The sequence below is a fragment of the Haloplanus rubicundus genome (genome assembly GCF_003342675.1).
GTDB classification, from domain to species: Archaea; Halobacteriota; Halobacteria; order Halobacteriales; family Haloferacaceae; genus Haloplanus; species Haloplanus rubicundus.
This window is the reverse complement of record NZ_CP031149.1, coordinates 12389-36784: the sequence shown is the minus strand read 5'-3', so window position 1 is coordinate 36784 and position 24396 is coordinate 12389. Positions and strand designations below refer to the sequence as shown.

General features: G+C 57.8%; 19 protein-coding genes. 9 read left to right on the top strand and 10 right to left on the bottom strand.

Annotated features, from left to right (window positions below; all coding sequences use genetic code 11):
• Nucleotides 1-74: 74 nt before the first annotated feature.
• On the bottom strand, nt 75-1766 hold the full coding sequence (locus DU484_RS18725) for a sensor histidine kinase (protein ID WP_114606853.1): 1692 nt from the start codon (nt 1764-1766) through the stop codon (nt 75-77).
• A gap of 443 nt (nt 1767-2209) precedes the next feature.
• Between DU484_RS18725 and DU484_RS18720 the strand changes: the two genes are divergently transcribed.
• Nucleotides 2210-3817, top strand: a complete 1608-nt coding sequence (locus DU484_RS18720; RefSeq protein ID WP_114606852.1) for a hypothetical protein — start codon at nt 2210-2212, stop codon at nt 3815-3817.
• An 839-nt stretch (nt 3818-4656) separates the two neighbouring features.
• Here the strand turns inward: DU484_RS18720 and DU484_RS18715 are convergent.
• Nucleotides 4657-5913, bottom strand: coding sequence for an RNA-guided endonuclease InsQ/TnpB family protein (locus DU484_RS18715; protein ID WP_114606851.1), 1257 nt, complete (start codon nt 5911-5913; stop codon nt 4657-4659).
• Nucleotides 5914-6208: 295 nt separating this feature from the next.
• On the opposite strand from DU484_RS18715, the gene DU484_RS18710 reads away from it, so the two are divergent.
• A complete protein-coding gene (locus tag DU484_RS18710; RefSeq protein ID WP_114606850.1) occupies nt 6209-6889 on the top strand; it encodes a twin-arginine translocation signal domain-containing protein in 681 nt (226 codons plus the stop codon).
• A gap of 395 nt (nt 6890-7284) precedes the next feature.
• The gene (locus tag DU484_RS18705; protein WP_187347824.1) at nt 7285-8550 is read left to right on the top strand and encodes an orc1/cdc6 family replication initiation protein; all 1266 of its coding nucleotides are present in this window, start codon (nt 7285-7287) and stop codon (nt 8548-8550) included.
• A 515-nt stretch (nt 8551-9065) separates the two neighbouring features.
• Here the strand turns inward: DU484_RS18705 and DU484_RS18700 are convergent.
• Complete coding sequence (locus tag DU484_RS18700) at nt 9066-9530, bottom strand: DUF555 domain-containing protein (protein ID WP_112077709.1); 465 nt, start codon at nt 9528-9530, stop codon at nt 9066-9068.
• A gap of 528 nt (nt 9531-10058) precedes the next feature.
• Nucleotides 10059-11870 (bottom strand): hypothetical protein, encoded by a 1812-nt coding sequence (locus tag DU484_RS18695; protein WP_114606849.1) that lies wholly within the window; start codon nt 11868-11870, stop codon nt 10059-10061.
• Between the two features lie 648 nt (nt 11871-12518).
• Here DU484_RS18695 and DU484_RS18690 point away from each other — a divergent pair.
• The 4 genes from DU484_RS18690 (at nt 12519) to DU484_RS18675 (ending at nt 15762) form a co-directional block, all read left to right on the top strand.
• Nucleotides 12519-13073, top strand: a complete 555-nt coding sequence (locus DU484_RS18690; RefSeq protein WP_114606848.1) for a DUF7342 family protein — start codon at nt 12519-12521, stop codon at nt 13071-13073.
• Between the two features lie 3 nt (nt 13074-13076).
• The gene (locus DU484_RS18685) at nt 13077-13517 is read left to right on the top strand and encodes a hypothetical protein (protein ID WP_114606847.1); all 441 of its coding nucleotides are present in this window, start codon (nt 13077-13079) and stop codon (nt 13515-13517) included.
• A 144-nt stretch (nt 13518-13661) separates the two neighbouring features.
• On the top strand, nt 13662-15404 hold the full coding sequence (locus DU484_RS18680) for a hypothetical protein (RefSeq protein WP_262342928.1): 1743 nt from the start codon (nt 13662-13664) through the stop codon (nt 15402-15404).
• Between the two features lie 55 nt (nt 15405-15459).
• The gene (locus DU484_RS18675; RefSeq protein ID WP_114606846.1) at nt 15460-15762 is read left to right on the top strand and encodes a hypothetical protein; all 303 of its coding nucleotides are present in this window, start codon (nt 15460-15462) and stop codon (nt 15760-15762) included.
• A 298-nt stretch (nt 15763-16060) separates the two neighbouring features.
• Here DU484_RS18675 and DU484_RS18670 read toward each other — a convergent pair whose 3' ends face one another.
• The 3 genes from DU484_RS18670 to DU484_RS20855 form a co-directional block, all read right to left on the bottom strand.
• Nucleotides 16061-17341, bottom strand: a complete 1281-nt coding sequence (locus DU484_RS18670) for an RNA-guided endonuclease InsQ/TnpB family protein (protein WP_114606845.1) — start codon at nt 17339-17341, stop codon at nt 16061-16063.
• A 387-nt stretch (nt 17342-17728) separates the two neighbouring features.
• The gene (locus DU484_RS18665) at nt 17729-18151 is read right to left on the bottom strand and encodes a TRAM domain-containing protein (RefSeq protein WP_114606844.1); all 423 of its coding nucleotides are present in this window, start codon (nt 18149-18151) and stop codon (nt 17729-17731) included.
• A 133-nt stretch (nt 18152-18284) separates the two neighbouring features.
• Nucleotides 18285-18485 carry a DUF7837 family putative zinc-binding protein gene (locus DU484_RS20855; protein WP_449405128.1) on the bottom strand — a complete coding sequence of 67 codons (201 nt, stop codon included), beginning with the start codon at nt 18483-18485 and terminating at the stop codon, nt 18285-18287.
• A 406-nt stretch (nt 18486-18891) separates the two neighbouring features.
• On the opposite strand from DU484_RS20855, the gene DU484_RS18660 reads away from it, so the two are divergent.
• Nucleotides 18892-19380, top strand: coding sequence for a hypothetical protein (locus DU484_RS18660; protein ID WP_114606843.1), 489 nt, complete (start codon nt 18892-18894; stop codon nt 19378-19380).
• Between the two features lie 21 nt (nt 19381-19401).
• Here the strand turns inward: DU484_RS18660 and DU484_RS19740 are convergent, their stop codons facing one another.
• A complete protein-coding gene (locus DU484_RS19740; protein ID WP_157969612.1) occupies nt 19402-19914 on the bottom strand; it encodes a hypothetical protein in 513 nt (170 codons plus the stop codon).
• 93 nt (nt 19915-20007) lie between these two features.
• Here DU484_RS19740 and DU484_RS18650 point away from each other — a divergent pair, with 93 nt between their 5' ends.
• Nucleotides 20008-20376 carry a hypothetical protein gene (locus DU484_RS18650; RefSeq protein ID WP_114606841.1) on the top strand — a complete coding sequence of 123 codons (369 nt, stop codon included), beginning with the start codon at nt 20008-20010 and terminating at the stop codon, nt 20374-20376.
• A 392-nt stretch (nt 20377-20768) separates the two neighbouring features.
• On the opposite strand, the gene DU484_RS19735 is transcribed toward DU484_RS18650, so the two are convergent.
• Nucleotides 20769-23336: a hypothetical protein gene (locus DU484_RS19735; RefSeq protein ID WP_157969611.1), complete on the bottom strand. Its 2568-nt coding sequence runs from the start codon at nt 23334-23336 to the stop codon at nt 20769-20771.
• Nucleotides 23336-24229, bottom strand: a complete 894-nt coding sequence (locus tag DU484_RS18640) for a helix-hairpin-helix domain-containing protein (protein WP_114606840.1) — start codon at nt 24227-24229, stop codon at nt 23336-23338. The genes DU484_RS19735 and DU484_RS18640 overlap by 1 nt, the downstream gene beginning before the upstream one ends.
• Between the last annotated feature and the right edge of the window lie 167 nt (nt 24230-24396).

Below are 24396 nucleotides of genomic sequence, written 5' to 3'. Positions count from 1 at the left end.
GTAAATGTTTGTTATTGTAGGAGGCGGCATCGTACCCAGTGTTTCAATCTCGGTATGACCATTCACTATTGATTTTAAACTGTGGGTAGCTCAACGCTGAATATGGCTCCTTCAGGTTCATTATCTTCAATCCACACGTCACCATTATGTATGCTAACAAGGGTGTTAACGAGGTGTAGTCCTATTCCGGTGCCAGAACTGTCCAGTCCCCGCTCTCCTTTCCCGAAGACCGTTTCTTTTTGACCATCAGGGACGCCAGGACCATTATCAGCAATTGTGACTGTTACTGTATCCTCATGATCGGTGGCCGATACAATCACCTCGGCCACCTCCTTGTCATTGTGCTGAACAGCGTTCTTCAACAGGTTCCGAAACACAGAGGAGATCATATCGTTTGCTGCAAGGGTGACTGACGGTATCTCTGTTCCGAACACAAGAGTAGCGCTGGGGTATGAAGCTTGTACTTCGGTAACTTCGTCTGTCAGAATCGTTTGGAGAGTAACTCGCTGTTCTTCGACGCTGTCCGAAAGCATGACCTCAGATAACTCCCGCGCCGTCTGCGTGAGTTCAACAGCGTGGTTGGCGCTTTTATTTATCATATTTATGTACTGTTGTTTATTTTCTGTTTCACACTCATCATCAAGTATGTCACCGTACGCTGTGATCAGTTGGAGGTCGTTGCGTATGTCGTGTCTCAGAACCTGATTGAGAGTCTCAAGATCATCTCGTTGCTGTTCAATCTGTAGTTCATACTGCTTTTGTGCCGTGATTTCGTGGAACACGAACGCACGGCCTCTCTCGTCGTCGCCGACTGTCGACGCTGACATCGTAAAGTACTGTCTCTCATCGTCAGGCGCGATCGCGATCTCTGTCTCGCTGTCGTTCATATTGATGATCCGATCGGGGTGTCCACCGATGATCGAATCGAAAAGGTCGTCTGCCGACATACCTGTATACTCCGGACCAGTATCGAACACGTCTTGAGCAGTCCGATTAGCATAGACGAGACGGTCCTGATGATCGAGAACAATCGTCGCATCCTCGATATCCTCTAATAACGTCTTACGTGCAATAGGAGTCAACTCCAGAAAGTCAGCGTGGAATAGGGCCCAGAGGAACGTCACGGACAGGACTGTACTCCCTGCCATCGTTGCATTGTACAACAGGTCGGGATACGGCTCAAGTCCAGTAACCTCGACGATCGCTGTGATATAGATGACTGCAATACCGACGAGTACTGTGCGGGCCTGTTGGCGATACGCGCCACTCTCGCTCAGATATACTTGGAAAAACATGCCCAGCATAGCAGTAGCTGCGGCAAACACCACGACGAGATGAACCGTCCACCAGACGCCGAGCTCATACACTGGCGTCCCAGTTTGAACGATTGTCGGCACACGAGTGTAGAACAGACCTCTGGGGTTGAGCCAGATCAGTAGTGCCTCCAAGCAGAGGTAGCCCCCAATGCTACCCAGTACCACTGGCTGTTTGAGCCACGTTCGTTCCGTGTACTCTACGGCGACGTACATCCCAGAGAAAGCCACTGCAACCGCGGCAAGCCACGAAACGCCCAGCATACCCGGAGCAAGCAGTTGGCTGTTGAGTCGAGTGCCCGCTCCGTAGCTGAGTATCCACACTGCTGACCCAAGCGCGTGGATAACAAGCGGCGTGCCCCCAGGATTTGACCGATATTGCCACGCAAACAGTGCGACGCTTGCTGATAAGATGGCCGGGAACCCAAATAGGAATAGATCGAATAACCTCATCGTTATCGTATATCAGCAGGTGAAGGCGCATACCGTTTTATATTTGAACTGCTTCACACGCTGACGATATTTGTGCGAGGTATATATTTCCGGATTATCGGCTATTATTGACTCGGACGCGAAAAGTGCCTCTATTCTCTCGGGTTCCCCAGCTCCTCGCAGCGTGAGTTTTGGTCCCCAAAGGGGGGTGAGGGAAGTCAGAGAGGGGCCCAGCGGTGACTGCGTTCATTCTCGTCCGAGATCCGGGGTTCAACCTCGGAGCGAATTAGTCCATACGGCGGCGGTCGGGATGTCCCAATCGTCGCTTTCCGGTTATCCCGCTTGCGTCTCCCGTGAGTATTAGCCCCCAAAGGGGGTGAGGGAGAGCGGGTGGGGTGAGGCGCGACGGTCGGGTGCCCAGTCCCGAAGCCGTTTCTCAGAAATTCCCTCAGAGAGTGACAAATATGTGTGCAAACATTACCACTGACGTAGCACAGCGCGCGGAAGACATCAGCGGCGAGTTCGGCGAGATGGGCGTGGAGATCCCCGCATCGGGCATCGAAGAGCGGATCGCGGCCCTGCAGGAGTACTCCGTTCCGATCGAGACGGCGGTCGAGACGACAGTTCGTAACCTCATCGACGACCACGACCTCGAATCCAGCGACCTCTCGGACGGGGTCAAGGCGGTTGCCGGCTTCGTCGGCACCGGTAACAGCAGTTCCCGGGGCTTCGACCGGATAGCTCTCGAGGATATCTCGGATCTCGGTGACGAGGAATGGGTGGACGTCCGGGCGCAGATCGTCGACCTCTGGGAGCCGCACTCCGATTCCATGCGGCAGGTCGGCCTCATCGCCGACGAAACGGCCCAAATGAAGTTCGTTGTCTGGGCGAAGAACACCGACTCACTCCCGACCCTCGAGGAGGGTGTCACCTACGACATCACCTCGGCGGTCACGAACGAGTACGAGAGCAAGTACTCCATCTCGCTCAACAAGGCGAGCAGTGTCACGGAGTCCGAGGAGGCCGTCGAACCCACGGACGGGTCGATTCGTGCCACTGGGACGCTCGTTGGCCTCGATGAGGGTTCGGGTCTCATCAAGCGGTGCTCCAGCAAGGACTGCACGCGTGTCGTTCAGAACGGTCGCTGCTCCGAACACGGTGATGTCGATGGCGTGTTCGATCTTCGCCTGAAGGCCATCCTTGACGATGGCAACCGTGCTGTCCGCACGCTGTTCAACGCTGAGATGACTGAGGCAGTCTCCGGAGTGAGTCTCGATGACGCCATAGAGATGGCTTCCGAGGCCCTCGATCCCAGCGTCGTCGAAACGGAGCTCCGTGAGTTGCTCATCGGCAGGACATACGACATCCGGGGCCCGGTCATCGGCGAGTACTTTCTCGTCGACGAGGTCGAGGAGATCTCCTACTCGGGAGAGAATGCCGGCCTCAGTAACGCAGCCCTCGAAGACGCCGCCACGCAGCGCCAACCCGCCAAGCGCGTGTTCGCTGAAGAGCTGAACATGGCGACCCACTCGTTCACCCGCCCAGAGGACGAAGGCGACGATCGTGCGCCAAAGTTCACGCTACTCCCCTCGGGTGAGGCGGTTAACCGCGTGCTCGTGGTCGGTGCTCTCATCGAAACCTCGGATGTCGGCGATGACTCCGAGTTCTGGAAGGGGCGCGTCATGGCAGGTGGTGAAGTTGTGAACATCTACGCGGGGCAGTACCAGCAGGAGCCGATGGCTGTGCTCCGCTCGGCCGAGACCCCGTCGTTCGTCGCAGTGGTCGGCAAGGTCCACCAGTACGAGACGGACGCCGGCGTGAACGTCTCCATCCAGCCCGAGCACATCTCGACGGTGGGCGGGGAGATTCGCGACTCGTGGATGGCTGAAACCATTAACGCGACCCGGGCGCGACTCGGCGCGCTCGAGAGCGGTGAATCGGATGCAGCGGACGCCGTTCTCAGCGTCTACAACAGCGATACCTCGGCCATCGAAGCGGCAGTCCAGGCGACAGCCGAGGACCTCGCGCCTGCCGGCAGCGACATCGAGTCGGAGCCAGCTCCCGCCCAGTAAGGGCGGCGCGGGATATTCCCGTCCGGCTAGGGTGAACGTCGCCCTCCGGCACGGCGTCACTGTACATCGAAAATCTGCCGAGTGCCCCCGGCACGACTGCGGTTTCGCTGGTCTCAAGCGGTATGCTGTTACATCGGCTCTTGACTCTTGACTAGCTTCTACCCAGTTCTGGTTCCCTCTGGCGCTTCTTTTTTCCAGTTTTTGCCCCCCGAAGGAGGTGAGGGGGCGATTCGACCATCTATTAGTGCTCGCCCCATCGATGAGGTCGGCTTATCACTGCCTTCGTTGAAGATCGCGGGCCTCACGACGATCAATCGCTAGCCCTCACCGACCGTTCGACTCTGTTTCCATCGGTTTAGCCCTCACCGACCGTTCGACTCTGTTTCCATCGGTTCCGTTCCCGGAGTCTTGGCACGAGTCCTGCCCGTGTCCACTCATATCAACACTGGAAAGCAATCTGGCAACGCCACCGAACTCATCGCAGAGTCCCCGTCGAGAGTCACAGCCGACCCGACCATACGCTTGAGAGCGTGGTCCTTGGACGTCGGCCAGTATTGCCAATCCCACGTCTGACGACGCACCTGGCTCTCGCGTCGTCACTTTCTGTACCCATTCGACCATCCGCCAGCAGTTTTAAGCGGGTGTCAGTTCCGGCGGTCCGTTCTTGTCCTACGCAACACCAAACGGCACCTACGTTCGTACTGTAACGTAGGATTTCAGCCTTACATACGACTCCATCTCAGTCTGGAGATACCGTCAACGTCACCAATTGCGGTCAGAGCACCCGCTGCACACCGTGAAATGTGGCGGCTACAGTCAACTACCCCACTCTACTTCGCTCACCCTGAGGGGTTCGCTCGTGGAGGGTGGGGCTTGTCCATGAATTCGGCCTCAAACCCATCCGGGTAGGCGGTGAATCCGCCACTCGGCGTCACTGTTCCGGACTTCAGGGCGAGTTGACTGTCGCCCGTCCGCCGAGACGACTGTTGGCCTCGACGGACGTACCGCATACCGATATTCTTCGCAGCGTTGTAGTCCGCGTTCGCCTCCGCCCCGCACTTCACACACCGGAAGTCGTTGCGAGACGTGCGATTCTCGTCCGCCGTGAACCCACACTCAGCGCACCGTTGGGACGTGTAAGCCGACCCCACCTGCCTCACCGAGATACCTTCCGCTTCGGCCTTGTACTCCACTTGCTCGTACAGCGTTCGAAACGCCCATTTGTGACCCCACGACGCACCCGTCCGCTCGCGGATATGGGTTAAGTCCTCGAACGCAATCACGTCACACTCGTACCGAAATGCTTCGTTCACTATCGCGTTCGACGCTCGATGGAGTACGTCACGGACGTAGCGAAGTTCCCGACCACTCGACTGTTCGAGCGTTCGGTGAGCGCTTCGAGTACCTGTCTGTTGGAGCCCGGCACGTACTTTCTCGAATTCGCGGAGGTCGTGCGTTAACTCCCGCCCACTGACGAAGGTGGCGGTACTTGTGACGGCGAGATTTTCAATACCGAGGTCAACCCCGAGAACCGTTCCGTCCCCGGCGGTGTTTCGTTCGATATCGTTCTTATGTCGGCGGAAGCCGATATGCAAGAAGTAGTTGCCGTCGCGGGCAGTGAGCGTACTTTCCGTGACGCTCCATTCGTCGGAGTCCAGGTACTGCCGTTGGTAGCCATCCTCAGCGTCGGGTAGAGCAAGGTCACACCGGACGCGACTCTCTGTTGTAGAGAGCGACACTGTACCGTCCTCGAACATCGTCATTGACCGGGTGTCGTACTTCACCGTGGGTGCGATGAACGTGGGCTTACTGGTCTTCTTGCCTTTGGATCGGCGTTCGATGCAGCCCGTTATGGCTTGGGCGGCTTGGTGGGTGGCGAGAATCGCGTGCTGACTACCGAGGTCGGTGTGTTCGCGCACGTCGTCGTAGGCGAGGGGCTGTACGTCGCTCTTGATGTTGCACTTGCTCCAGGCCAGATCCGTGGCGATTTGGCAACCACGCTTCCACTCGGTGATAGTATCTTCGAGGAGGTCGCGTTGCACGTCCGTAACTTCGAGACGAGTGATTGCCGTCCGACGCACGTAGTCGTCTGCCACAATTTCAATGTGGACAAGTGGCTACCTATGCTTTAGCGTTTGTAACCGATATGAACGCGCTCCTCCCCCCTACTCGCTCCTTCTGTCGCTCCTTGAGGAAGAGTACTCTGCGCTACCGCTTCAGTTGAATGTGGTTCGCGAAGAGTTATGCCTGCGTTTCACTGCTAGTTCTGACTATGAACACCCACCAAGCTCCTTCCTCGGCATCGTGTGAGTATTGGGCCCTGAAGAGGAGTGATGGAGATCGGAGAGGCGGCGTAACCGCTGTTCTCGGTCGATTTCGTTCATTCCAATCATGAACTCCAACAATACCTCTGCGGACGCACAGCACTCGAACAGTACTCTCGGTCGCCGGTCATTCCTCCAGGAGACCGGTGCGCTCGCCGGCGCTGGAGCAATCACCGCGTTCGCCGGCTGCTCCAGCTCCAGCGCTAGTGGCGGGACGAATGATGGTGGGGAGAGTTCGAGCCCGACGCCTGACTCGGATGAGCCTGTCTTCCCGCTCACCGCCTCGGTTTCCGACCCGTACCATTTCTACCGTATCATTAACGAATACGAGGATGACACCGAATATCACGGCCCTGTCTGGCTTGTCGACCTTACCTTCGATCTGGCCGTCGATATCGGTGACTGGAAGAGTTCCGACGAGTACGCCGTTCCGACGATGTATCCCATCAGAGTCTCGAAAAACGGTGGAAACCCAGAGTACGGCCGCATCTTCCATATCAATAAGGACGAGGGCTGGTACAGAGTCGAGAATAAGTGGTTTGTCGATCGGTCTCACTTCGTCGTCGACGAGACGGAGACCGAGTATCTCGTCCTCGGCTACGGCGAAGATGACGAACCCGACGCGGACACGGACTACAGCGTGTATCTTGAGGATCGGACGAATCAAGACTTCTACGAACTCGTCTCGTTCACGTACGACGGCGATCCCGCCGAGCGCAACCTCCTCGATGAGGAATTCCGAGACTAACGTCGATGATATCCTCTACACTAAAATTTCTCTTCTCTTTAATCGCTATCCAGCACCCCTCAGTGTGAATGGGGTCCTCGATTTGACCCCCCTCGGTGTGAATGGGATATCCAGTTTGACCCCGGAGTGAGAATGGGGTCCTCGATTTGACCCCCCTCGGTGTGAATGGGATATCCAGTTTGACCCCGGAGTGAGAATGGGGTCCTCGATTTGACCCCCCTCGGTGTGAATGGAATCCCCAGTTTGCCCCCCGGAGTGTGAATGGGATCCTTTACTTTCCGGAATTTATATACATACGGAACCGCACTCTCAGTTCTTCTAAAACGTGAATATGGATTGGCCTATCACATCGAGGGTCGGTTACCTTTATGTGAATGGGATCGGATGTCCTCAATATGACGGATAACAATACAACCCAGACAACTGTTGACGAGATTTTGAGTGTCGACGATCAGAGCGACGAATATAAATCAAAAATCTTTGAGAAACCGTGGCTGCTCGAAATAGATAATGTCCCAGATGCGAATCGGATCGTCGGACGTGATGATAAAATAAAATCCTTGGCGAAGAATCTCCGTAAGATGAGGACGGACGATGTTCCGGACAACATCGTGATGTGGGGGGAGACAGGGACCGGGAAGACACTGGTCGCTAGGCACGTCTGTGAGCGCCTCGAGGCAACGACAGAAGGGACTGATGGGTCTATTGTTACGGCGTATGTTAATCCAGATCCAATATCGACATACACCTCTACTTTTCGTAAGATAGCAGAACAAGTGAATGCCAAAGCCAACGATCCAGTCGACGTCCCATCTCTGGGTCTATCAGCGGAACATTATCGTGACAAGAAACTATGGCCTATTGTTGAAAGAGAGTTTCCGGGTGGGCTTGTTGTTATAATCGACGAGATCGATAAACACGGCGAAATCAACGAGATTCTCTACACACTGTCGAGGGCCAAATCGAAAGATGATGTTAACTTCCCTGTGGTGACGATCGGCATTTCAAACGATATTGAATTCAAAGGGGATATTGATTCAAGGGCTCAATCAACGCTTCAGCCCAAGCACTGGACATTCACACCCTACGAGGAGGATCAGCTTGTCTCTATTCTGGATAATCGCCGTGACGCATTTTACCAAAAAGTACTGGAAGATGATGTGATCTCGAAAGTGGCCGAGCTCGCGGCCGATGAACACGGTGACGCCCGCCGTGCAGTTCGGTTGTTACGAAACGCTGGTGAGGTTGCCGACGAAGAGGGTGGCGAGATCGTCACGGCGGACCACGTCTCTGAAGCTGACGAGCTCGTTGAAGTAGAACTATTCATGGAAATGGTCAAGGGAACACCATTATCAGGGAAGCTACTCCTGTTTGCACTTACTCGACTTGATCGGAACAACCCGGAGAAAGAATGGTTTCGAACTTCAGAAATACATCAAGTGTACGAAACAGTCGCGAAAGATGTCCGTGTTGAGCCGAAAGGATACAATCGTGCTCTCGAGCTGTTAAATAAACACGTGACAACGGGTGTTCTCGAGTCGAAGAAGAAAGAGGGCGGAGATGACGGGAAGTTCAGATCATACTCGTTACAGGGTGAAGTAGAAAGCACCCGGAGAGGGCTGATTAATTCGACACCAGAACTCCAAGAGCTGATGGGGTGATACCTCCCACACCCCTCGGTGTGAATGGTCCACCATAGGACACAGTGATACTAAATTAACACTCGTTCCTCAGTCTAACCGGAAAGAGAACACACGGCAGTAATGTCGCGAACGCCCTCTAGACCGTCTGTACCTAAAGATATCCTTACCACCGGGCGGTATTTGTTGCTGTGTTGTCTGTCCAGTGTGTTCAACTGCACCGACAACCGCACCGCTACCGCACTAGTAGTTAATTTTATTATATTCCGGCATAAACAGCCCTCCGAGTAGAGTAGTTCTACAAGGCGAGGCGGTTACGCCGCAGCCGATGGCTGAGCGAAGCGAAGGGAGACTACCAGTCGTGACCGTACTGACGTTGATCACGAAAGATTAAACCTGGTATGAGCGGTGGTACACCATTCACACTGAGGGGTGTGGGGGTGTGGTTATATCAATTCGTCATCTATTCACCCATTCACACCGAGGGGTGTCGATCAAGGATTCCATTCACACTCCGGGGGGTGTTCTTGTAGCAATTATCCTTGCGTTTGCTTTGTTTCGCTTCTGGATTGGACGTCGCGACCAAGATCCGCGAAGTTCATTTCTGGCTTTTCATCCGCTTCGTCAACCGGTCGCGTCTCCAACACCGTGAGCGGGATGTCCTTCATGCGGACGCCCAACTCGCGCTTCGCGACACGCTCGCTCTCCTCGTGAGACTCTGCCAACATCTCGACGATAACAGTCAGTACGACCAGCGCAAAATCCGTCGTACAGAGCGCCGCCTCCATTTCATACCCACAGGAGGGACAGCCAACATCTTGAACAAGGATCTCCGACGACCGTGCTTCTGTTGACTTCGTCCGCTCACCGACTTGTGCAACTGCAATATTGATTGCATCCTGAACGCTCTTCACGCCGGGGACGACCCACGGGACCGACAACTGAACTTCGTACCACTGCTCATCGTCACCTGTCTCGTCGTCGCTGCGCCAACTCGTCATCGCGATCGCCGACCAGTTACGTGAGTATCAACTGTGTATCGCCGTCTGCCATTCGCTATCAATGGAGATTTCGGTGTCATCGGTGGAGACAGAATCCGCTCAATCCGCCCACGTCAATGCCGCAACGGGGGCAGAATCGAGCCAATTCCGTGCTGTTGGAGAGTGTTATGGCCGGTCGCGTCAGCAGGCGGAATATCTGAGCATCCCGGCTTGCAACCGTACCGCACCCAACGCTGTAGCAGTATAAATCGATTTGCCGTTCACATTCAATGTAGCGTCACATCCGTCACACTCGTCACATCCTCCACATTATTCCACGTCGCTTCGGGACTCCGAACATGGATGATTGTGAGGTTGCGACCGGCAGCAAGACCACTTGCTCTGTGGTTTGGCAAAAGGAAGATTTAGTTTTCTGAGTTCGTCTGGGAACTCGGGTTGTTGTTAGGGTTCGTTACATTTCGGGGTGACAGTACGGAGACGGTATTCCGTCATCGAATCCATACCGAGGAGTACGCACTACGCGTGTACTCATACAGCATCACCAGTCTGGGCAATGCGGGTGAGCTCATCGGTGATAAAGTCAGCAGTCATCGCTGGCTCGGGCCAGGAGATACAAACTTCACCGTCGAAATTCGCAGCCTCACTCCGGGGAACTGGTTCACCATCATCTGACGGACTCAACGAACGACCAACACGTTGTGGTCTGGCAGTCGTCGACGTCTGATCGGATGACTTGACAGGAGCGCGTTCGACAATCTCGATTTCAGATGCCCATCGTGAATCGAGCTTCGGTTGACCTTGATACGTCTGCTTGGATCTCTCCCGTGGAAGCTTGAAATCCACCAGCCGCACAACGTCGCCTTCGTTCGGTTCGATGAAGATCTTCTTCGAGATCAGGACTTCGCCATCGACATCGCCGGGGTCAGCCGTTGACGCAGTCTCTTCGTATTCGCTGGACTCCCAAACAGAAACGCGGACCTCGTCCTCACGGCGGTTACCATCCTTCAGGATCATAGCAAACTTCAGGCTAGGAACTGGTGGATAGTAGATTTTCTTCACGACGCCCTGTGTCGTGACATAGCCTTTCGAGGACGCGAGATTCGCCTTCAAAATCGCGTTGATCCTGATGACGTTTCTCGGGTCGGTCTGCTCCTCTTCGACAAGCGAAAGGAACGCGGTCGTGATGTCCGTCCCAGCCTGCACACGGCGTGCAAGTTGGGAAGCGACAGTGACCGGTGGTTTCCGAATTTCGTGCAGTGCATTCCCGCCAAGCAGTCTGCGTGTCTCGGCAAGAATTTCTTCACGAAGATCGGGATCTTCCTTACCCAGCTCGCGCAACGGAGCAGCACGGTCGTAGATCTGCTGTTTGAACCGTTGTTCGAAGCTCCGCCGGTTCCGATCCCGTCGCTCAGGAAGCGTGCGATCGTGTTCCGTGCGGAAACGAGCAAGGAGGTCTGTGTGTTGATTCAAGAGAGCAGCCACACCCGTCATGTGACCGTTTTCGTCGATACCATGAGAGCTCCGCTTGAGCTCTTCATCCAACGCTAGGCGGAATTCGATTCCGGCTATCGACGACCGAGAGTAGTCCTCGGGGTTCGGCACGACGCTCCGAAGGGAGGCAACTTCGCCATAGGGAAGCAGCACTTCTAATTCGGACGTCGTGACACCTTCTGATTCGCGAGGCGTCTGTTCATCGTTGGGGATGATCTTCAGCTCACGAAGCCGTTGAGTGTCCAGGTCGAGGGTCTCGACAGGTTCGAGCTTCTGTCCCAACTGTACGGGGGCAGTAGACGAACTCGTGGGGATGTACTCTTCAAGACCAGACGCTGTGCCCGTCAACTGATCGCCAGTTGGGTCGGTCAGGCGGTCGTGGCCCATGTAGATGTACTCGCCAGTCGAGAGAGCGTCGGGTTCAGAGATCGCGTCAGCCGGACGGCCTCTCGCGTTCATTTCAGCCCTCCGCTCGTCACTACGGGATGGGACCATCGGTTGGTCGTTGTACCAGCCGTAGTAATCATCGGAACTCTCGCTCTCGTGCTTGTCAGTCTCGAACTCGTGTTCGGAGCCAGACGTGAATTCGGATATTGCGCCTTGCGACTCCACGTCGTCCGCATCGAGGCGACGCTCTGGCTCATCGAGGCCGGCGTGCCAGCGGATAGTCGGCGACTCCACGTTACCGTCCAGGCGACGGTGTTCCTCGCGATCGAGGGAACGGAGATCGGCGAACCACCCATCGTAGCGACGGGCGATGTGGGTCGGGTTCTCATATTCGATTTCGGTTCTACCGTTCTTCTCGTGACCATCCTCAGAGAGGTGGACACTGTCGGTGTTTCCACTCATAACAACTTGGGAAAGCGACCGTGCTTTCCATTCGCATAGACGCTCGAACCGCTCATAACTTTATCGCGCCTATCCCCGCGCAGTAACGCGGTTTTCTGTGGAAAACCCCGCAAAAACCGCCCCTCTCCAACAGAGCCACCAACTAGATCGCCCACGTCTCGTAGCACCAAGCACGTGGCCCGTGTGCATCGACTCCCAGTCAGCACTCGCAAACTGCTATCCGGCGGCGCTATCGCTCAGGAAGTGTGGAGGTGGAAAGGCGATGATCGCCTTTCCCAAGTTGTTATGATGAGCCTTTCAAGGCTCACTCATCCCTACTCTGGGCGTGGATATAATCGTATCGGCTACCGCCACCCAGTTCGTAGCACGGCAGTCTGTTCTCGGACGTTAACCCCTGGAATTCCGCCCGTTTACGCTCATCGACTACCTGACGAATGCGAACGAACACCGCCCGGGGCACGCCCCCGGTATTGACGCAAGCACTTTCTCCAGACATCGCTGCTCGATAAAAATCCTCGCCGTTCCCGGAATTGATTGGGAGCGTACACACCCTTCGAAAGGAACGACCTCCGAGTAGCAGTACGATTCCCCTCGATATAGGACGAACTACCCTTTATCTATATTAAGCCACGACACGAATCTGCAGGTATGACCCGCGACGACAGCTCCAGTGACGGAGACCAGAACCCACCGCTCGTGACCCAGCTGACCACAGGCGAAGATCGCGTCCGGATGGTCGCCCGTCAGCTAACCGAACCGCGTACTGCGAACTGGATCGCCTCCGAAGCCGATTGGTCCTACGAACCTACAAAACGCGTCCTTGAACGCCTCGTCGATAATGGCGTCATTCGCCGTGATGACGACGGTCAGCATACGACCTACCGCCCCGACTATCGTCATCAGGCAATGCGCGAGGCGATGGCGCTCTGTGACGACGCAGGCTCCGTCGAGGAATTGACCGACCGCCTCGGCGAGATAAAAACCCGGATCCAGGAGTGGAAATCAATGTACGATGTCTCCTCTCCGAACGAACTTCGAGCGACTATCGCCGATGCTGACCTCAGTTCCGACGAAGAAGCTGAACGCCGAGACATCGCTCGAACCTGGGAACACCTCGAAGGCCGGCTCAAGATTGTCAGATTCGCCGTTCGCGAGTGGGACTTCCTGAGCTCCAGTGCGGCGTTTGTAGAGGCCAGCGACTAGTCCATGGGGGTCCCACATCTCGGCGGCGATCCCAACGCGAACCTGTACTATCAACTCAAACGAGACGTACTTGACCGTGTACCTGAAATCAGTCGTGTTGAGTTCCTCCCCGACCGGGCAAAAGCCGAGCAACTCGAAGCGACGTTCGATCCCAATCGCCTCGACATCGAGACAGGTCCAGAATCGCCGACACTCACCATCACCTGGTATCGCCAGACCCGCGACGACTGGTTCCGCGTCAACTATAGCGACCCGAATACGGGCTTCCATGCTGGCTGGCATCAGGACGAAGACCATCCCGATCTCGGTCCCGCGCACTTCCAGTACACCGACGAGGGCGAGACTGATTACCAACCCTTCTCGTTCGAACATGAAACGCCGTCGCTCCGATTGTGGGAAATCATCGACCACCTCTTTTCGGACGTCCTGCCCCTCTACAGCTGACTCGATGTTCGCGATTACTTAGTATAGACGCGATCGGCTAGCTCGCGCTCAGTTTTGGACCCCAAATGGGGTTGAGGGAGTGAGAGAGGGTCGCCAGCAGCGCCGCTGCCGGCTCAGACCTCACCCAGATAGAGTGACTACCAGATGACGTACTACCACAACGGAGACGACCAACTCACGAACGGCGACGTCGAACAGGACGACCGGTTCGACGAACTCACCATGCGCGGCCTCTACGAGTCACCGCACCTCGAAAGCGACTGCCTCGGCATCCGCCTCGAGAACGCTGGCGAGCTCATGATGGCTGCCCGTCGTGAGCCCGAATACGACGAGTTCGGCCTCGAAATCGAAGGAAATGGAAACTACGAACTCGACGCATACTGGATCGGTGCGAGCCTTCGCACTACCGAAGGTCGCGACGTCGATCCTATCGACCTCGCCGACGAGGACCTCACTGGACTCCCACTCGAAGCCCAGGAACGCCTGCACGGACTCCGTGAGGAACGCAAACGCCAGCGCGAGAAGGCCTTGGCCGCCCACGTGGTCGGCATCGACCGCGAGACACGATGCCGTAAGGAGCTCGTCGAAGAGCGCGAGGAACGCCAGTCCAAGCGCAACGAGCGCGTCCTCGGGGAGGGAATCATCCGCAACAACGCATTCGAAGATATCGACGACAACGAGGCTGAGGCTGTCCGCGAGGCCGCTGCTCGAATCGAAGACCACCTTATCACCGGCCCCGGTGACGAAGTACTCCGACACCTGCTCGCACGCAAAGTCCGGAGCGGTCAGGACGTCTTCACCGCTCAGTCCAACACGTTGGACCAGCTCTATCAGGAGGCGAGCGTCATCCAACCTATCTCGTCCGTGCCGATTATCCCCTCGAAGTACAACGCCGAGGCTGACATCCAGGGCGAAGTCACGACCCTCTGGCAACCCAAATCAGGGAGCCAACAGCAGGTCGGCCTCATCAAAGACGACGCCGGCGATACCATCAAATTCACCGTGTGGACACGCTCTCAACAGGGTGTCATCCTCCACGAAGGCGATCTCGTTCGGATTCGTGCCGGGAAAGTCGGGAAGTACCAGGGACAGGCCACTCTCGCCGCTGACTCCGAGACGCATATCGAAGTTCTCGAGCGTGGCGACGGACCCGCTCCCAGAGGCGACATCCCGAACGTCGACTGGGAGAAATACGCCAAGCGTCACCGCGAACAGGGCATCGAACAGCCCTTCCAAGTGCACAGCGCGTGTACGATTCCCCCCTTGGGCGCTCCCGGCGTCGAAGAAGTCTCCCGTCCCGTGCATGCTCCCGTCGACAGACTCGACCAAGAGAAGGGCGAGAAGCTGGACGCCCTCGAATGGCTCAAAGCCACCGAGATATTCGACGAGGACGATAGCAAGATACCACTCCCAACTTGGTGGCGCGAACAAGCGAACGTGGTCTCCATTATCGTTGACCTTGACGCCGAAGAGGACGAGATCGGCGCGGCCATCAGGGAGGTCGTCTCGACGGGCCGTCCCGAATCCACGCCTGTTCCCGTTACTCCCGTTCCCCAAGGTAAGCGTCGTCTCTGGGCGCTTATCCGTGACCTCGACCTTTTCGGAACCGCCCTTGATGACGACAAGGAGGGAGAGGTAGAGACGGAGACAGCGGACGACACGAACGAGAGCGTACTCATTGGCGTTGCAACCCCCGACACCTCGGAGACTGCCGTGGCGAGCGACGACAGGCCGGGTCTTGGACTTCCAACGACGACGTGCCGGTGTCCAGAGTGTGCTCATGATCGAGCGCAATATCGTCTCGTCCAACTCCGGTCCATCGACGAACCACCGACGAGACTCCTCTCATGTGTGAGTTGCGGCCAGCGGTGGCGCGAAGATAGCTAGTCGGCAGAGGCAGCACCGCACTCCGCGCATCCAGTCTCACTATTCCAATAGAACGATGTCAACCAACAACTCCGACCACGGTCCGACGAACAGTCACAGTCAACCACCCACGAACGAGGAACTCACCGGCGACGACGATGTCGACTTCCATCTTGACATCGTCGACGGCGAAGATCCCAGCCGGCCCGTCACCGACGACAAGAACGAGTTCAACCCGTACCCGTCGGGACCCGGTCCCCTTCCAAGAACGATGCGGTTCGTCAGGCTCATCGACGGCACCTGGGCGCTCATCGAGCGCGGGAACGTCGGCGGCTGGATCAGTGCCGAGGAAACCATCAACCTCGATGAAGTCCGGTGAATCGCGATTGGCCACCAATACCTGTGTTTTGATTCCCCCAAGGGGGTGAGGGGAATCGGAGGAGGAGCAAACATCCTGGGTGCTGCTCCAGCAGCCATCCTCTGGGCACTCCCACTCGAATCTCATCTTCTATCTAGTCTCGTTCACCCAGTCGAACCATTCCAGCCAGCGACAGCAATCGCGCCACTTCCAGAAAATGTCAAGCAACACAAAATCCGCAGAACTAGCCTTGACATCCTCCCGCGCTGAAGCACGAGGATTCCCACGGCACCGCACCGCTGGGTTGGGATATTGTGGTTTACGACGTTACCTGTTCTTGAGGTGCGAACGCACCAGTTTTCGTGTCAAACAGGAGCGTAGATGGCTGTGCCAACCAGCCGTTACTCCTATCTCCGCCATTCGTAGCGGGACTCGGAGTTACTTTCTGTCGAATGTTCTCCGCACCGTTCACATCTGCGTTCGCCACCATCCCACACTCATCGCAGATGTACAGCCCACGTTCAACACGATTCGCGTCGCACTTGCGACCACAACACGAACACGATTTCGATGTATCTCGCTCGGGTACTGCTTCTACCGCGATGCCCTCCATCTCGGCCTTGTATTCGAGCAGGTCGGTGAATCGGTCGAACGCCCACGAATGGAGATCAAGATTACCGTGTCTGCCCCAGTTTTTCGACTCGCCATTCTCCTCATCCTCGCGGATGCCGGAGAGGTCACCAATCACGATGGTTCCGACTCTCTGCTCGACACATCGCTGAACGATGTGTTTCGAGAGCGTGTGGAAGTAGTGAGTGCGACGAGCCGACTTCTTGTGGTTTAGCTGCGTGGCCTGCACAGAGTTCGAGTCGTCACACTGAGCGATCCGCTTGCTGAAGTAGTAGTCGTCCTGCTTCAGACAGGTCAGCGGGTATAGCTCAGCGTGGCCGTCTTCGTAGGCGAGTGCAGCAAAGTTGTTGATACCGAAATCAACACCCACCGTCTTTTCACCGGGGGCTTCAGCCACGTCAATCTCGACCTTACAAACAAAGTGTAGTTCCCACTCGTCCTCCGTCCAGACAGCCCGAACCTGTTGGATGTTCTCCACAGTGGAGAGGTCAACGCCGGGGCGGGTCTGGTATTTACAGAGAATGAAGTCCGACCAATATTCTTTGAGGTTTGACCCCTTTGAGAGTCGAACACGGTTGTACTGGGTGTCGAGTTTGAAGCCAGCGGCTTTGAACGTCACCGTTGAACGCGGGTGTTCGTCGCTGTGTTTGCGGTAGCCGGGCGGGTTCGCTCGTGTATCTCCGTTACGTCGTTTGCCGTACCAGCCGTTGAACGCCTCAGCGAGTTCTTGGAGGACTCGCTGACTTGACTGCGAATGCAGGTCATCATAGCGTTCGTGGGTTTTGAGGTACGTGGTGAGTTCGTTGTGGTTCGGGATGTGATCGATTTCATCCCAGATGCGACTACATGTCCACCGTCCGACGTTCCAGAGTTTCGAGGCGGCGAACCCGAGCGAATCAAGATCGTCCTGCACCCGAGACTGATTCCGTATGGAAGCAGTGTAGGTGCGGGTGACGACCTGTATCGCCATACGTAACCGATGTAGACAGAATTACTTGAGGGATTGGATTGGAAGTAGCGTGGAATATCCAGCTGTGCCATCGACCGTGGAGTGTGAAAGGAAGTGTCGGCTTCATCCCCGCGCTGAAGCGCGAGGCTTTCTCCTCGATTCTCCGTAACCTCGAATCCGAACCAGAACGCGACCCGAGTAGCCTGACTTCCGACTCCACAACCGTCACTAACGTGGTCGCACAACTCTCGCGGGAGGGCTTTCACCCCGCCCCACTCCGTCGTTCGTTCCTCCCCGTCGAAATCCACCTTCCCTGAGCTGTAAGTGCAGTTTGACTCTACGGAAAACCTATTCGTACAATAACTGCGAGTGTCTGTTCGTCCTCTTCTCGCACCGAAAATCGAGGAATTACTCGTAGTAACTCAACCGTTCGACGACCTCGGCGAAAGCGACGTTTTGCCGTACATCGGTAATCTCAATTTTCACTCGCTCACTCTCTTTCGTATCCGGGACGATCACGACGAAACCACGTTCGACCCGAGTGATGCCATCACCCTGTTCGCCGATGTCCTCAATCTCGACTTCTCGAGTCTCACTTTCCTCAACTGGTGGTTCCTGTGGCTCACGCTGGGACTGTGATCTCGTTTCAGCCTGTTCGCTCTGTTCTGGCTCGCTCTGTGTCGGGGAAGACACGAGTGCGACGCGATATGTTTCTCCTTGCTGTAGATCACCCAGTTGTAGCTCGCGCTCTGGAACGTCGATCACGTACGACCCGTCCTGTTCCTCAATCGAAGCTGAAAACAGACATTGGAGTTCTTCAGAAATCTTCATTAGTCGGCCTCCTGGCAGCGTAATAGTGCAGAACACTTGACTCTGCTGTCGTGTCGTTGCTCAGAATTCCCTCGGGACTCACGACATCGTCGCAGATGGGACACTCTGCCCAGATACCAGTCATTCCGTTGTTTTACTCATATTCAACCAAGACGTGTGCAGCAGAAATGTTCTCATCACACTCCGGACATTGCCCGTGTTTCGGAGTATCGTAGGTTATCAGGAGAAGGAAGGGAGCGTGTGACAATTCCCCTCCAACTGGCTGTAGAGTTATGTTTCGGTGTAAGCTTTGTGTGGAATCGTACCTGAGACGAGCGTAGTCGCAAAAAATCACTCGCAACCCGATCTCCGGTGATGAGCAGTATTTATGCGAACTCTGCGCCGAGAACTCCCTCTCTGTCGAACAAGTCGCCGAAAAGCGGATGGGCTGTGCGCAGAACACGGCACTCTCCTGGTTGAGACGGCATAGAATCGAACCCCGGTCTCACGACTACTCTGAGGCCCCGTGACGCAATCCGAATCTCCTGTACGAACTACACTGGGAGAAATCTCTCTCCGGAGAGGCAATCGGTGAACACCGCGGCTGCGGTGCGACCATCGTCGCGCGGTGGATAGATCGGTTCGATATCGACGCGAGGCAAGCCGATAGTCAAAAAATTAGTGACGGCTAAGGGTACTGTGACAGAACTATTGACCCCCCTGTTTGTGCTCCCCTGAAATGGTGGAGGGTTCAACACGAAATGGCTACACTCCAGCTCAGCACCGCCTCGAACGCACCGACTATCGACCCCACTCAGGTCGATGAACTCCGCGAGTTTCTCGACGAATGGCTCATCGGCACGGGCTCATTCGACGACATCACGGTGAAGATTGCGGTTCCCGAACGTGATCCCGATACCGGTGAGGCAGACCCGCCGCACCTCACGCTCTACGGATATGCCTCGTTCTCCCCGACGCATCGGCCGACCGTTCGCGAGGCCGTCCTTGAGGACCTCGACGACAATCTCGATGAAGACGAACGCGAGGTCGTCATCAACGACGAAACCGAGGAACTCCTTTGGGACTACGCCGGTGAGCACACCGAGGACTTCCTTCGCGAACTCTCGCCGTTCCTCACCGAGCCCTTTGTCATCCAGACTGTCGGCTACGAGAAATGTCGATTCCCCCACGTCGGCTACCAGTACCGCGTCGACCCCGATGGAGAAATTGACCACATCCAGCTGGGATGAGCAGTCGGCTCGAAACGTTCCTCACGACACTTGCCCAAGCTTGCTCCTCTCTCCTATCCTCCAACCATGAGCTTTTACGCTCGAATCTCCGGTTATCTCACGTACCGCACGCACGACCACCTCGACGCTGCCATCGACCGCCTCACCCGGGGTGCGTGGCTCAACGACGACGAACAGTGGCTCGTCCGGGGCCATCCCCGAGAGATCCGAACTGACGCCACCACCGACCACGAGCGCAACCTCCTCGCGATCCCCGCTGGGGTCTATCAGAATCTCGGTCGAATAACCACCGAACTCTTTGCTGGGGCGACCGACGGTGTCGTAGTCACGTCCTCGAACGACGCGTGTTTCGACGCCTGGATCGAGACCCCGCTTCCCGAAGCCACCAACGTTCCGCCTGGTGAGGGTGGTGACGTCTCTTCTATCCGCTGTATCGACCTCGAACACTTCGCCCGTACGCAGGGCCTCGGCGTCAAGCAACTCGGCGATCCTGGTCACTTCCAGTGGCAGTGGGATGTCCTCGATGCCTTCCACGACAAGCACGACCCAGACATCCTCGGGATTCTCGAATCCGCGCGCGGGCCACCCGGATGATCAAGAGCCGAAACTATGCAATCTCCCGAACCTATGACCCAGAACACTGACCCAGACGCAAATACAGACTCAAGTGCGAACAGAACGAACACTGACACAGGCACTGCTCCCGATACGTTCGCTGATTTTCGCGATCAATTCGACGACGAGTGCGTTCTCCAGACGCTCTCGAAAGCCCACAATATCGACCGCGAGAACCCGCCGACTGTGTACTTCCTTGACGAGGACACCGGCCGTGTCTATCGTGTTCTCGAAGCCACGCGAGGCTCACCCGACTCGGGGTGGTTCGTCCTCGCCCTCGCCGGCCCCCACGTTGACGATGGCTACGAACGCCAGTTGCGCGTCCACGACTCGGACACCCACCGTGTCCTGCTCGGCAACGAGATCGAGCACTACGATTGAAAACCTCATATTTTTGATAAGACTTGCGTGGAAGATACAGCGCGCGAATCGGTCACGGGCGAGCGGTCGCAATCTGCAGATTGGGTCAGTAACTACAGATGCTGTGACTATCGGTAATAAATTTGACTAGCAAGAGGAGGATAATAGTCCCTCTACCTGAAGAGTATAGACGTTTAAACAAGGCCCTGTGGAAGCATACGGGTGAGCAGCCTTCTTAAATTTCCGTGGCAAACGTGTCTCCGAGTCGGGAATCTGACGATGCCTCGGTACGCAGCGGTTCGATACCGTCGATACCACCGGGTGCAGTCGTCGATCATGTAGGACAAAAGCGGGGTTCGTCGACTGCGATCCACCCCGGATCGAGTACCGTCTGACCCGCGGACTGAGACGGATTAGCCCCGTCGTTCTCGTCCGCGGCGCAGGGCCTGCTCGATTTGCTCAGTCCCGTGCCCCAATGCGTCCAGCCGGCTAGCACCCGCGAACGACTGCTCGAGTGTGTCGCCCAGGGAGGCTTCCTCGACGGTTTCGTGCTCGATGGCCTCCGGCAGGACCACATCGCCGCCAACCCCATCGACTCCTGCCCACGGCGGGAGCGGATCGGGTCGCACGCCGGGTCGGCGGATAGGAGGACGACGCCGCATCCGGCCACACTCCTTGAGGGTTTCCGCGATCTGTTCGATGTCGGCCTGCGACCGGCCACCTTCCTTGATCATCCCGTCGAGCGAGATGTACTCGTCGCCCGCGGCGGCGACCCCGCGGTCGTCGACTATTGTAGCCTCGGCGACGACGTTGAGGTCTTCGCCGAGTGCCGTCTCCAGCGTGATTTCGTTGCCGTCGACGGCGTACTCGACCTCGTGGTCGCTGTCGATGGTGATTGTTCCCGATCCCGAGACCGACGTCCCGTCGAGGGTCCACGCGATGCTGCGGATCGGTGTGGCGAGTCGCGTCGGCTCGGCGGTCGCCGTCACCGACTGCGCGACGTCGTCGATCGTGTACTCGTTCGCGTGTGACTCCGTGCGGACCCCGCCACCGTACCGGGATCCGTCGTACCTGAAGCTCCCGGCGCAACTGGCACCGACCCATCTGTCGGTCCCCTCGGCGACCTGCTCGCGTTCGGTAATCGCCGACTCGACGAGGACGTCGACGCCCGGCATCGGCCGGTCGTAGGTCACGTAGTCGAGTTCAAGCCGCCCGTTCGGCAGTCGGAACACCTCACACTTCGTGAACCGGTGCTCGCTGGTCCGGACGGCGAACGTCAGCGAGGAACCGACCGGGAACCAGGCGGCCGGTCGCACTGGCACGAAACTGGCGGGGAGCATCGATCCGTACGGCGATCCCTCGAAATCGGCCTGTTCGACGTCGACCACGGTCAGCGTTCGGAACGACTGGCCGCCGAGCGGCGCGATGTCGGCGCCCGACCGCGCGTAGATGCCCACGCCGTCAGTCCCCTGGCCCCACGCGACGTCGACGCCGGCCGGCTCGGAGCCGGTGTAGGTGTCGCCCGTGTCCAGGTCGACGGTCGTCCCGGACGGCAGCGTCTGATCGATCGCCCTGGCGGCGACGGGAATCCCCGCGTCGGTGACCGGCCGACCGCCCAGCGCGAGCGCGCCCTCGGTCAGGTCAACCTCGGTCAACTCGAAGCCCTCGGCCGCCGGCCCCAGGGGCACCGACACGTCACCGACAGCGCCCAGTTGTTCGGCGAGGACCTCACCGCCAATGGAGTCAGCTACGGCATCGGCGACGGTCTCTGCCACGAGCACGAGCGTCGCGCCGACGGCCGCGCCAGCGATACCGCCGGTGATGAGGCCCAGTCCCCCAGCGACGACGTACACCCACGCCGGGAAGTCGACGTCGACGTCCGGGTCCTCGGACTCGACGCGCACGTCGAATTCGCCCTCGTCGTTGAGTTCGAGATATACCCGGATCCGGAAGTCGCCGTCGACGGTGAACGGGAAGCCCTTCGCCGAGCCGTCACCGTCGAAGCTGCCGTCGATCCGGATGTGACCGTCGTGAATCCGTGCGCGCAGGGAGTTCAGATTGAGGTCGTCCAGTTCGGCCGCGCCGGACGTGTCGAGGTCGACGCTCCCGGTGAGCCGACAGGGCCGCTCGAAGGCGTCCACGGACGCGTCCATGCCGGCTGCGATTTCGGGGCGGATCACGTCACCCAGCAGCGTCTCGCTGTCGAACAAGATCGCGACCGGGCTCCCCGCACTCGTGTTCGGGCCGCCCACCGCGTCGACGTCACCGGTCGTCGCGGACCGCGTCGGCAGGGCGAACGCGAGCGCTCGCTCGCCGGTGCGCAACAAGAGTGGTTCGACGCCGGCCGGTGTCAGTGGGTCATCGTCTTCGGCGACCTCGAAGGGCTCCGGCGAGAGGGCGATCCGCTCGACGTCGTCGATCAGCATCGTCTCGACTTCGTCCTGGAGGACACCGCGGAGCAGCGCCGGGAGCAGGGGATTGGCGTCTTCGAGCCGCGTCACGGTTTCCGGCGTGAACCCCACCTCGACGCGTTCGACCTCCTCGTCGGTGAAGCTGAGTCCGATCTCTCGGGTGTCTGAGTCGCCGTCCGGCGTCCACGTCTCGACGCTGTGCTGGACCATCACGCAGCCGTCGACATCGGCCGCGTCCACGTTGTTCCCGATGTCGACGAACGCCTCGCTGAACGGGAGGAACAGCGAGATCTGCTCGGTCGATTCGACGTTCAGCGCGGCGTCGCTGACCTTCCAGTCGTACCGGGCGACCGCCTGACGGTGCTGGGGGTCGGTCCCCAGGTGCACCCACGGCGTGTCGAACAGGAAGTTCACCTCGCCCTCGTTGCCCAGCATCGAGAACGTCTGGCGCACCTGCGTCGGCAGGATGGAGTCGCTCCCCGCGTACATCGCCGCGAGCTGGTCGTTAAACTCCCGCTCACTGACCTGGACCACGAGGTCGAAGTCGCCGGTGTCGTACGGTGGCTGCATCAGCGACTCCCCTTCGAGAGTTCCACGGTCAGCGTCTGGAGCCCGACGCCCAGCAGCCCGGACTCGGTGGCTCGGCCGCCAAACGAGTCCGCGACGACGGACGGATTGATCGGTTGGTCCGCGGCCGCGGCCGCATCGGCCAGCGCCCCCGTCCGATCCGTCAGCAATCGGGCACCGCGATCTGGCTCGTCGGCGACCCACGAGCGGAGCGCCTGCTCCATCGCGGCGACCCGTTCGATCCTTTCGTCGTCGTATCCCATGTCCGAGAGCGCCGTCATCCGGGACACGTCGAAGGCCTCGGCGGGTGCAATTCCGAGCCGAACGTTCGCGTCGAAGTCGCTCGCGCGGAGGGGTTCCCAGCCGATCCGACCGTCCTCATCGGTCGAGGCATCGAGCAGGTCGCTCGCCAGCGACACCAGTCGGCCGTCGTCGACGGCCGCCGACGCGTCGCGGGACCCTGCCGACCGCTTCTTGCGATCAGTCCCGGCTTCCGTCCGTCCGGACTCCGTCTTCACAGGTTTCTCGCGGTCGGTCCGGGTGGCGTCTTCGCGGTCTGGCTCATTAGTCACGTCGACCACCTCGCGCGTCGGCTTGACCTCGAAGCCGCGATACGGTTCCGCGACGTAGGTCTGGGCATCAATCCGATTTTCGGTGGACAGTGTGTGGGCCGTCGCCGACGGCTCGACGGCGGCGGCCGGTCCGCTCTCGTCGAGCACCACTGTCGCCGACGTGATGATGTCCGTCGCCGTCGACTCGCCGATGCCGTCGATGGCGGTCAGGTCGGCCATCGAGGCGCCAATCAGTTTGTCTACTGACTCGAACCCCGCCTGTCTGAGGAGTTCGGATCGTTTCGACCCGACGCTGTCGAGGTCGTCCAGCGTTGGCGTCGTCATCGTCCGGCCTCAGTGATCGGGCAATTCGTGATTCTGGTACCACTCGTGTCCATGCATTTCTGATGCATATAGACCCCGTCAAAGAGTGACAGTAAATAATTTAGTACACAATTATCTCTGCTAAATCTACGCCACGGTGTCAGGAGGTTGTCGGATGCTGATGACCT